Source organism: Nocardia huaxiensis (genome assembly GCF_013744875.1).
In the GTDB taxonomy this organism is placed as follows: domain Bacteria; phylum Actinomycetota; class Actinomycetes; order Mycobacteriales; family Mycobacteriaceae; genus Nocardia; species Nocardia huaxiensis.
The window spans coordinates 8,333,400-8,339,910 of the sequence record NZ_CP059399.1 but is presented as its reverse complement, the minus strand read 5'-3'; the positions used below and the strand labels follow the sequence as shown (position 1 = coordinate 8,339,910).

Genomic DNA, 6,511 nt, shown 5'->3' with positions numbered 1-6,511 from the left:
CTGAATCTCCTTGCGAGAGTGGGGCAGCGGGGGCCGGCATGCTGTCCCGTGACGGATCTGAGATGTGATCCGGACCACTTTGAAGCAAAATCGTGCTCCAAAAGATATGCCCCAGCAACGCTTTGGTCAAGCGTCCTATCTCGCTTTACGAAGTATGCGGTGTCCGTAGCAAACTCGATCTTGCTTCCAGCAAACCTGACCGGTGAGTACCTGGGGAAACAGCATGGGCGGCGGCGCAGGTGCGCCGCCGCCCATTCGAGTCACGGTTGCTCACAGGCAATTCCGCACGGTCTCGCACAGGGCGCCGACCCCCGCCGCATCGGTTTCGAAGTGATCGAACCCGCTGGGCGCGCCCACCTCCGCGAAGGACACCTCCGACTCGGTCTCCGGCAGCCCCGGCACCGGAAGCCGCACCGCCGCATGTAGATCCCGCACGCCGGTCAGTTCCAGCACCCGCCGCGCATTGTCGGCCCGCAGCCCGCCGCACGCCATCACCTGGATCCGCCCGTCCGCCAGATTCACCAGCTGCCCGATCAGCCCCGCCCCGTCCAGTACCGACACCTGCCGTCCCGAGGTCAGCAATCGCGTGAATCCCAGTTCCCGCACACGGTCGAATCCCGCGAACGGGTCCGTGCACACATCGAACGCCCGATGAAATGTCACCTCCATGCCGTCCGCCGCCTCGATCAATGCCGCGTTCGCGTCCCGATCCACATTCCCCTCCGCATCGAGCACCCCGGCCACGACCCCGTGCGCCCCGAGCGCCCGCGCCCGCGCGATATCCCGCCGCATGACGGCGACCTCGTCCTCCGAATACCGGAAGTCCCCGGGTCGCGGCCGGATCAGCACATGCACCTGGGTATCCGCCGCGCCCTCGAGCGCCGCCTCGATCAGGCCGGCGCCCGGGGTGAGCCCACCCACCGACAGCCCCGACCCCAATTCCACCCGCGTCGCCCCCGCGGCGGCCGCGATCCGCACCCCCTCCGCCGACTCGACTGCGATCTCCACCCGCACTGCCCGCGCATCCGTCATACCTTGCAGTATGGGCGAAAACCGCTCCGGATGATTGCCCGGTATTAGCGGACTCGTGGTCACTCCTGCAGCGGCACGAGTCGCAACAGCCACCACGGGCGGCTCGGGAATTCCGGGTTGTAGAGCCGGATTCCCATTCGCCGGACCAGCGCGGTCGACGTATCACGGAGGTCGAGGTATTCCTCGCGCGCGGGTTCGGGCTGCAGGATGTCATTCCATATTTCGTTCCATTCCATTGCGCCACTGCAGTTCTCGATGATGCGTGCGAGATCGTCATCGAATGTGCTGGTGAGGGTGAGCAGGCGCAGACTGCGCACAATCCGATGGGCTTCGGACCGCCATTCGACGAAGACGGTGCGGGCATTGGGGTCGAGGAACATCCATTCGACGAAGTTCACACCCGCTTCCGCGCCGGGGAATGCGCGCCGATAGGCGGCATTGACCGCGACGATGCCGTATGTCGGCATTCGATAGAAGCCGGCCGGGTGCGGCAGGCTGGCGAGATCGGCGAGATCCGCGGAACTCGGTTTCGCGTGTTCGGCCGCGTCGTAGACGCTGGGCAGCGTGGTGCCGAGAATGTGTCTTCGATACAGCGGCGGCACATCGAGCCGGTCGAGTAGTGCCAGCATGGTGTGCGCGGTGGTGGACCGGGTGCCGAGTTCGATCTTCTCGATGAGTGAGGCCGAGACATTGGCCTGTTCGGCGAGTTGTTTCCGGGTGAGACCGGCATCCCGCCGCCGTTGCCGCAGGTATTCGCCGAACCTGTTGTTGACCAACGGATCTCACCTTCCGATTTACATCGTTATCTGCTCTGTTCACGTTCGCCCACGGATTGTGTGGGCGCCGATCGTTGAACTGTCATCTCTCGCTCTTGGATAATAGAACACATGTTCGAATCGTGACTGCTTCGGTGCTGTGACCTGCGTGTCGGAGAGTCGCGACACTGGGATGCCCGGGGTGGAAGGCGGTCTTGTGGGCTGGATGGATGAGTGCGTCGGCAATCGTGTGCGGCGGGCGATGGTCGATGCGGGGGTGGGGGTCGCGGAGTTGGCGGGGATGGCCGGAATTCTCGAGGGGGTGCTCGCCGATCGATTGGCGGCATCGGGGTCGTTCACGGTGGTGGAGTTGGTGCTGATCGCGGCGGCATTGCGCTGCGATGTGCTCGGTCTGCTCCCCGATTCGGATGGGTGTGACAGTTGAGCCGAGTTGCCCAGGGCCGCTGTGTATCCTGCATCGAATGGCTCGATGTGCGTTCTGCGCCAAGCAATTCGATACCGCGAATTCTCGGTTACTTGACCAACTTCCCCGCTACTCGAACGTTGTGCCGAATACCGCTGTGGGGGACTGTCTTTGGGGGCCGACAAGTCGCCGCCATGGGATATAACTAGCCCTGATTCTGGTACGCAGACAGGGTTCTGCGCCTGGGGCGGGCTCGGCAGAGCAATGAGGCAAGGGAAGGTTCTCGTGGACCAAATCGGCTCTATTACAGAGTTGGTGACGGCGCAGGGTTTGAGCGCCACAGCGGCATTGGGTTCGGTCATCGGTGACGAAGTCGCAGCGCGAGTGATGCAGGGCGGTGCGACATTATGTGACGTCATCCTGACGTCCTGGGCAATGGGCGTCGATTCGGTGCAGGCGGTGGTCGATTACGCCGACGCGGTGCGCGGTCTTCCTGTCACCGTCGACAAGGCGCCGGATCCGCGCTGCGCTTGAGGGTGGTCATCCGCGAGATGGTCGGGCTCGCGGGCCCCAACCCCTTTGTGGTCGCACACGAACACGCCTGAGCCGTACTCGGCCCAGGCGCTTTCAGGTTCGTAGCGACGTTTGCTAGTTCTCCGGCCGCTCGAGGTCCTGCATTGCCATTGCGACGAATTCGCGCATCGGAACCTCGAGCGCCTCACACAGCGCGTACAGCTGATTCATATCCGGTGACCGTTCCCCGTTCTCGAAGCGCTGGATAGTGCTCACCGCCAGACCGGTCAGGTCGGCCAGCTCCCGACGCGTCAGCCTGCGGCGCGCCCGTGCAGCCAAAAGCTCGGCCCCCACCGCACGGTTGACCTCCGAGGCCATCTCGTTCATGCCCATACGGACCATTCTGAGGTCCGAACGGATTTCCGGCAACGACACGCCGAAAACCTCCCGCAGGTCCCAAGTACCCCTACGAAGGTCACCCTAATGTTCCGTTCGGGGTTGCAAGAGGTCCAAACGGACCATATGGTGTGCCGTATGGAACAGATTGACTCGGATGTTGCGGAATGCGTGCAGCGAGTCATGTCCGGGGCGGGGGTCGACGTAGCCGACCTGGTGGAACGCACCGGCATGCCGGATGCCGCGCTGCGACGGCGACTGGCCGGGCGTAGCTCGTTCACGATCGCCGAACTCGTGACCGTCGCCCGCGCTCTCGACTGCCCTGTCGATGCGCTCCTTCCGCATCCGGGCGGTGCCTCATGAGCGCCCACTCGACCCATCCGAAGCCGCGCCGCGGCGGCGAAGATGCCCCCGTTTCAAACCTCATGTGAGATGAATCACTAACGCGTTGCCGCGCAAATGATCTCGCGCAGCGATCCTTCAGCAACCCAAATTTTGCGTCTCTTTACCGTGCCCGAAAGGGGTCGAACCATGACCGAATCCCACCCCGAAATCATCGACGTCCTGATCGTCGGCGGCACCTGGAACCCCCACGGCGAGGGCGTAACCGCCACCTTCGCGGCAGCACTCGACCCCGCCCGCTTCGCCCCGCGCATGGTCCCCTACCCAGCCGACTACGGCACCCACGTCTCCTACGCCGAAAGCCTCGCCGCAGGCCGCAAAGCTTTGGTCGAAGCCATCGAATCAACCCCCAATCGCGTTGTCCTGGCGGGTTATTCACAGGGCGCCACCATCGCCGGCGACGTGGCCGCCGACATCGGCAAGGGCCTGTTCCCGCACCTGGACGTCATCGCCTGCGCCCTCATCGCCGACCCCCTGCGCCCCGCCGGCCAGTGCATCGACCAGGACCCCGGCGGCTACGGCATCGCCGGCCAGCGCTGGATCCCCTACATCCCCACGTATTGGGCTGCCGCAGAAGGCGATCCGATCACCTCCCTCCCGCCAGGCAACGCCCTCCGCCTGATCGCCGACCTCTCGGCCTACTACTCCATGTCCAGCCCGTCCGCCATGACCCGCTGGGGCCAAAGCCTCATAGACGTCGCCCTCAACCAGCGCTTCCAACGCTGGTGGTCCCCCAAGAACTGGACCACCTGGGCAGGCGTCCTCGCCTGGGCCCGCGGCTACCTGTTCGACGGCCGCCACACCACCGACTACGTCCGCCTAGGCCACACCACCCGCCTCGCCGAAACCATCAACCGAGAGGTCGCCTGATGCCCCACTACACCCCGGACCACCTCTACCTGACCCCCGAAGAACTCCGCGACCTCTCCCGCCTACTGAGTGAAATCCCCAGCCTCACAGCAGATCTCGAAGACGCATTCACCGGCCGAGCCCGCCTGGGCGACCCCAACTACCGCCTCAAGTCCCGCTCCGGCGACCAGCCCCTCCCGTACAGCACAGTCGCCGCCCAGGTCCGCGACCACCTACACGCGATAATCGTCTCCTGGGTCCGCCTCATCTGCGAACAGCGCGCCCTCACCTATTCGGGCCCCACCTCAACCCCCGACCTGGCCCGCTGGCTCAACCGAAACCTCATCGCCCTGGCCATGACCGAAGGCGCCGAATCCGCCCCGGACGAGATTCGCGCAGCAGTAGAAGCCGCAGAACGCGTCGTCTGCCCACCCTCCAACAAGCCCGTAATCAACGACGCCGCCATCGAAGCAGCCCGCGTGGCCCGCCTCAACGCAAACGGAATCGCCACCCTCGCAAAGCAATTGGGCGTACCCTTCCGAAACCTCACAGCCCGCCGAGTTCGAACCCTGAAGGAGTCGGGAAAAATCGCCCCCGTCCCAGGCCCCTGGGCCCCCGACTGGCCCGAGTTGTTCGAGGTCGGCCCCGTTCTCGATGCCCACCTGCGCTACCCGGCCCGCCGGAGAACCTCTTCCTCCGCGCCGCAAGGTGCGCACCGGCACGTCCGCGCCGAAGCGCGACTGGCCGGCTGACCACGCAGCCACCAACTGAACCAGGCGGCCCGACTGCAGATGCTGCGGTCGGGCCGCCTTCGTCGTTACAGGAGCTCCCGATGGACTTCACCCTGCCGCAATTGATCGATATGACAAGCCATTCCGCACCGACTACCGCTCTGACGCCTGAACTGGCACACGAAATCATGCGACTCCACCGCAAATGCACCACCGACAGCTGCTCCCGCAAGCTGGCCGCCTTCGCAGCACTGATCGCCGCCGGCCGTATCGTTCCCGATTCGTCGCGTCGATTCCCGACCCGGAAAGACCCATCTACCAGCAACTTTCATGAATCCTCATAGTGGGTGTTGACAACCTTGATCGGCTTAAGCCAAGATGGTTGCAGCGCCACAGTTGCGCCTTCATCCCGAACTCGCCGGGAAATCAACTCTCAGACAACGAGTTTCACAACTCGCAGTCCTCCACACGTGCCCAGAACCCTCGATCCCTATCCGGGACCGGGGGTTCTGTCGTTAGCGGACATCCCAATTCTCGAATGAGGAGAAATACTAATGATTTTCGGTCTCACCGCGGATCAGTGGATCACAATCGCCAGTCTCACCACCCAGGTACTGGCCGCCCTTGTCGCGATCATCGCGTAGTCCACCCAAGTCCCCCGCTTTCGATAGCCGCAACAGGGGACCGTGATTCCGCCGGAAGGAAACATCATGCGAATCAACAAGGTTCCCGAACCCGCCCTGGTGCGTTCGGTCCTGGTCGCCATCACCGGCGTAGCCGCCTACCTCCTCGGCCGCCAAGTGAACACCGACTGGGTAGAAGCCGCACTTACCCTCTACGGCCTGCTCACCCCCGTGCTGGCCGGCGCCCTCATCAGACCGGCCGTCACCCCGCTGGCCAGCCCGGACGGTGAAGCCTGAATGCAGTCATGGCTGAACCCCGACCTGGTGCAAGCACTCGGCGTAGCAGTCGCCACAGTGATCGGCGCAGTCACCGCCTGGCAGGCCCGCGAGGTAGCCAAACTGCGTGAACGCGTTGCGGCCCTTGAAGATCAAGCCGCCAGCGACCAACGCCGCTTCCGCGACGCCATCCGCCTGATCCGCGCCCTGCAACGTCACATTGACGAATTGCTCGCCTTCCTCAGGCTGCACGTCCCCGGCCAGGAACCACCCCAGGCGAAGTACACCATCCCCACCACCCTCGAAGAAGAAATCTGACGGCCCAACACTTTTCGCCGTCATCCCAGCCCATGCGGCACGCCCCCGGAACACCTCCACAGGTTTGAACGCGGGTTCAGAGCTCGCCGCATGCCCGCCCCTTCCGCTCCCGTCTCTCCCGCAGGTGGAACCGCGGTCGCAGACACCGGTCGAAGCGCAAGGGGCGCAACGGGTCCCGCCCCCGACGCCCCC

11 protein-coding genes are annotated in these 6,511 nt (G+C 64.5%); 8 read left to right on the top strand and 3 right to left on the bottom strand.

The window, feature by feature from the left end; genetic code table 11:
• Positions 1–270 precede the first annotated feature (270 nt).
• Together H0264_RS38205 and H0264_RS38200 are read right to left on the bottom strand one after the other, a co-directional pair.
• A complete protein-coding gene (locus H0264_RS38205) occupies positions 271–1,032 on the bottom strand; it encodes a copper homeostasis protein CutC (RefSeq protein WP_181582047.1) in 762 nt (253 codons plus the stop codon).
• Positions 1,033–1,091: 59 nt separating this feature from the next.
• Positions 1,092–1,808, bottom strand: coding sequence for a helix-turn-helix domain-containing protein (locus H0264_RS38200; protein ID WP_181582046.1), 717 nt, complete (start codon positions 1,806–1,808; stop codon positions 1,092–1,094).
• A gap of 205 nt (positions 1,809–2,013) precedes the next feature.
• Here H0264_RS38200 and H0264_RS38195 point away from each other — a divergent pair, with 205 nt between their 5' ends.
• Both H0264_RS38195 and H0264_RS38190 read left to right on the top strand, forming a co-directional pair.
• Positions 2,014–2,232: a hypothetical protein gene (locus H0264_RS38195; RefSeq protein ID WP_181582045.1), complete on the top strand. Its 219-nt coding sequence runs from the start codon at positions 2,014–2,016 to the stop codon at positions 2,230–2,232.
• A gap of 264 nt (positions 2,233–2,496) precedes the next feature.
• Positions 2,497–2,745, top strand: coding sequence for a hypothetical protein (locus H0264_RS38190; RefSeq protein ID WP_181582044.1), 249 nt, complete (start codon positions 2,497–2,499; stop codon positions 2,743–2,745).
• Positions 2,746–2,859: 114 nt separating this feature from the next.
• On the opposite strand, the gene H0264_RS38185 is transcribed toward H0264_RS38190, so the two are convergent.
• Positions 2,860–3,159, bottom strand: a complete 300-nt coding sequence (locus H0264_RS38185) for a helix-turn-helix domain-containing protein (protein WP_220139924.1) — start codon at positions 3,157–3,159, stop codon at positions 2,860–2,862.
• A 99-nt stretch (positions 3,160–3,258) separates the two neighbouring features.
• On the opposite strand from H0264_RS38185, the gene H0264_RS38180 reads away from it, so the two are divergent.
• The 6 genes from H0264_RS38180 to H0264_RS38155 all read left to right on the top strand — a co-directional run bounded on the left by H0264_RS38180 (position 3,259) and on the right by H0264_RS38155 (position 6,319).
• Positions 3,259–3,483 (top strand): helix-turn-helix domain-containing protein, encoded by a 225-nt coding sequence (locus tag H0264_RS38180; protein ID WP_181582042.1) that lies wholly within the window; start codon positions 3,259–3,261, stop codon positions 3,481–3,483.
• Positions 3,484–3,651: 168 nt separating this feature from the next.
• The gene (locus H0264_RS38175; protein WP_181582041.1) at positions 3,652–4,392 is read left to right on the top strand and encodes a PE-PPE domain-containing protein; all 741 of its coding nucleotides are present in this window, start codon (positions 3,652–3,654) and stop codon (positions 4,390–4,392) included.
• Positions 4,392–5,123, top strand: coding sequence for a hypothetical protein (locus H0264_RS38170; protein ID WP_181582040.1), 732 nt, complete (start codon positions 4,392–4,394; stop codon positions 5,121–5,123). Before H0264_RS38175 ends, H0264_RS38170 begins: the two co-directional genes overlap by 1 nt.
• Positions 5,124–5,203: 80 nt before the next feature.
• Positions 5,204–5,446 carry a hypothetical protein gene (locus H0264_RS38165; protein WP_181582039.1) on the top strand — a complete coding sequence of 81 codons (243 nt, stop codon included), beginning with the start codon at positions 5,204–5,206 and terminating at the stop codon, positions 5,444–5,446.
• A 366-nt stretch (positions 5,447–5,812) separates the two neighbouring features.
• Complete coding sequence (locus H0264_RS38160; protein ID WP_181582038.1) at positions 5,813–6,022, top strand: hypothetical protein; 210 nt, start codon at positions 5,813–5,815, stop codon at positions 6,020–6,022.
• Entirely contained in the window at positions 6,023–6,319 is a 297-nt protein-coding gene (locus H0264_RS38155; protein ID WP_181582037.1) for a hypothetical protein, read from the top strand.
• The last annotated feature ends 192 nt before the right edge of the window (positions 6,320–6,511 follow it).

Excerpts from the sequence above, each read along its gene's own strand:
- H0264_RS38205 (WP_181582047.1), bottom strand. The coding sequence starts at position 1,032 with ATGACGGATGCGCGGGCAGTGCGGGTGGAGATCGCAGTCGAGTCGGCG.
- H0264_RS38195 (WP_181582045.1), top strand. The coding sequence starts at position 2,014 with ATGGATGAGTGCGTCGGCAATCGTGTGCGGCGGGCGATGGTCGATGCG.
- H0264_RS38180 (WP_181582042.1), top strand. The coding sequence starts at position 3,259 with ATGGAACAGATTGACTCGGATGTTGCGGAATGCGTGCAGCGAGTCATG.
- H0264_RS38175 (WP_181582041.1), top strand. The coding sequence starts at position 3,652 with ATGACCGAATCCCACCCCGAAATCATCGACGTCCTGATCGTCGGCGGC.
- H0264_RS38170 (WP_181582040.1), top strand. The coding sequence starts at position 4,392 with ATGCCCCACTACACCCCGGACCACCTCTACCTGACCCCCGAAGAACTC.
- H0264_RS38165 (WP_181582039.1), top strand. The coding sequence starts at position 5,204 with ATGGACTTCACCCTGCCGCAATTGATCGATATGACAAGCCATTCCGCA.
- H0264_RS38160 (WP_181582038.1), top strand. The coding sequence starts at position 5,813 with ATGCGAATCAACAAGGTTCCCGAACCCGCCCTGGTGCGTTCGGTCCTG.
- H0264_RS38155 (WP_181582037.1), top strand. The coding sequence starts at position 6,023 with ATGCAGTCATGGCTGAACCCCGACCTGGTGCAAGCACTCGGCGTAGCA.